This window comes from uncultured Senegalimassilia sp., from assembly GCF_934632265.1.
In the GTDB taxonomy this organism is placed as follows: domain Bacteria; phylum Actinomycetota; class Coriobacteriia; order Coriobacteriales; family Eggerthellaceae; genus Senegalimassilia.
Window position 1 is genome coordinate 1 of sequence record NZ_CAKTYH010000177.1, and the last position, 2,705, is coordinate 2,705.

Here is a 2,705-nt window from a genome sequence, read left to right on the forward strand (position 1 = left end):
CCTCAGGACACCGTGTGGATCACCGGCGCAGCGGGGCGAATGGGCCAGGCAATCGAGCATTTCCTGGACCACAGCCGCTACAAGGTCATGACCAGCGACGTCGAGATCGACGTGTCGAACCTGCACGAGGTGTTGAACTTCGCCGAGTCGTACCGACCCGACTTCGTCATCAACTGCGCGGCGCTTGCCAGCCGCACCGAGGCTGACGAGAACCCCGACAAGGCCTACAAGGTGAACGCGCTCGGCGCGCGCAACCTGGCCATCGCCAGCAACAACGTCGGCGCCACCATGGTGCACCTGTCCACCGACGACCTGTTCCCCGAGAACGCGGACCGCGCGTTCAACGAGTTCGACGCCACCAACCCGCCGCACGTGTACGGCAAGTCCAAGCAGGCCGGCGAGCGCTTCGTCAACGAGCTGAACCAGCACCACATCATCGTGCGCTCCAGCTGGGTCTACACCGCCCGCCCCGACGACCTGCTCGGCCGCGCGCTGCTGGCAAGCTCCCAGGGCAAGACGGTACCCGTGCCCGCGAACCAGTTCGCCTGCCCCACGTCGGTGGACACGTTCGCCAAGTTCGTCATCGCCGCCATGGAGTCCGACGAGTTCGGCACGTTCCATGCCGCCTGCACGGGCGTGACCAGCCGTTTCGAGTTCTTCGAGCGCGCCTTCGCCCTGGCCGGCCAGCCTACCGGCAATCTGCGCGGCACCGCCAACCCCTGGCAGGGCTACCGCATCGAGCTTGACGACATGATGGCCCGCCTGACCGGCGTGTACGAGTTCCCCACCTGGGAAGACGACCTTGCGGCGTTCGCCGCCGAGCATGACCTCGCTGCGCTGGCCCGCGGCGCGCAAGAATAGGAGGGGCGTGTGTCTACCGAGATCAACATGGGCGAAAAGCCCAAGCGCCTGCATATCGGGCTGACGGGTTCCATCCTCATCGCGCTGGGCCTGGGCCTTTTGTGCGGCGTCATCTTCCATTACCTGGTACCCGCGGGCACGGTGCGCGACGACGTGTTCGTCAACGGCATCTTCTACGTTGTCGGCCAAGGCTTCATCCGCCTGATGCAGATGCTCGTCGTGCCGCTGGTGTTCTGCTCCATCGTGTGCGGCGCGTCGTCCATCGGCGACACGAAGACGCTCGGCACCATCGGCCTGAAGACGCTGGTGTTCTACCTGTGCACCACCGCGCTGGCCGTCACCGTGGCGCTGACCATCGGCAACCTGATCAACCCCGGCCGCGGCGTGGACATGTCCAGCATGGTAGCCTCCGACACTTCCACCCTGTCGGGCAGCGCCAACACCGACGTGTCGTTCACCGACACCCTTCTCAACATCATCCCGAAGAACCCCATCCAGGCGCTGGCCTCGGGCGATATGCTGGCCATCATCTTCTTCGCGCTGTTCGTGGGCATCATCCTGTCCACCATGGGCCGCAAGGTCGAGGTGGTGCACCGCTTCTTCGAGCAGTTCAACGACATCATGATGAAGATGACCTCCATGGTCATGTACGTCGCCCCCATCGGCGTGTTCTGCCTGCTGGCGCGCACGTTCGCCAACATCGGCTTCGACGCGTTCCTGCCCATGGTGAAGTACATGCTGGGCGTTTTGCTGGCGCTTGCCGTGCAGTGCCTGGTGGTGTACATGGTGCTGCTGACGGTGTTCGCGCGCATCAACCCGGTGAAGTTCCTGAAGAAGTTCGTCTCCGTGATGATGTTCGCGTTCTCCACCGCAACGTCGAACGCCACCATCCCGCTGAACATCGAGACGCTGGAGAAGAAGATGGGCGTCGACCGCCGCATCTCGTCGTTCACCATCCCGCTGGGCGCCACCATCAACATGGACGGCACCTCCATCATGCAGGGCGTTGCCGTGGTGTTCACCGCGCAGCTGTTCGGCGTGCAGCTGGGGCCGGTGGAATACGCCACCGTCATCGCCACCGCCACGCTGGCGTCGATCGGCACGGCGGGCGTCCCGTCGGTTGGCCTGATCACGCTGTCGATGGTGTTCAACTCCGTCGGCTTGCCGCTTGAGGGCATCGCGCTGATCATGGGCATCGACCGTATCCTGGACATGACGCGCACCGCCGTGAACATCACCGGCGACGCCGTGTGCACCACCATCGTGGCCAAGCGCGCCGGGCGCATGGATACCGACGTGTTCAACGACCCGAACGCCGGCCGCGAGCTAGACGACGTGAAGGCTGCGTAGCGAGCGATTTGCCGTTCGGCTGAGTTTGACTACACGCGAAATCGCCCCGTCTCCAGTGGAGGCGGGGCGATTTTTGCTCTTGAGTGGAAGCGAGAACGACTCCCCTGCCTTAATGGCAGCAGCCGCTGGAGTTTTTGCAGTTGGCGGGGCAGGTTTTGCAGCCTACCTTCAGCTCGCCGTCGGTGCGCTGCTGCTTCAGGTACACGCCGATGCCCACCGCGATGACCACGGCCGCGACCAGGCCCGGCAGGCTGAACGCGTCCGCGATCCCGCCCGTGACCAGCGAGCCCGCCAGATACACCGCGAGAGAGATCACCCAGGCGATGCCGCACTGCAAAAGCACCATCTCGAGCGCCGCGCGTGCGCCGCCCTGCTCGCTGCGCACGGTGGCGATGGCCGCCACGCACGGCGTATACAGCAGCACGAACGCCAGAAACGCCATGGCCGTCACCGGCGTGAACAGCATGGCGAGGTCCACGCCCTCGCCCATGACC

The 2,705-nt window shown here is 64.8% G+C and carries 2 protein-coding genes and 1 pseudogene; 2 read left to right on the forward strand and 1 reads right to left on the reverse strand.

Annotated elements, in window-relative coordinates; translation table 11 throughout:
- Together Q0H50_RS09170 and Q0H50_RS09175 are read left to right on the forward strand one after the other, a co-directional pair.
- Positions 1 to 861: NAD(P)-dependent oxidoreductase (locus Q0H50_RS09170; protein WP_294421657.1), on the forward strand; the 861-nt coding region annotated here is incomplete at its 5' end.
- A 9-nt stretch (positions 862 to 870) separates the two neighbouring features.
- Positions 871 to 2,211 carry a dicarboxylate/amino acid:cation symporter gene (locus tag Q0H50_RS09175; protein WP_294421658.1) on the forward strand — a complete coding sequence of 447 codons (1,341 nt, stop codon included), beginning with the start codon at positions 871 to 873 and terminating at the stop codon, positions 2,209 to 2,211.
- Positions 2,212 to 2,320: 109 nt separating this feature from the next.
- Here the strand turns inward: Q0H50_RS09175 and Q0H50_RS09180 are convergent.
- Positions 2,321 to 2,705, reverse strand: a pseudogene (locus Q0H50_RS09180) (nucleoside recognition domain-containing protein); the annotation flags it as partial.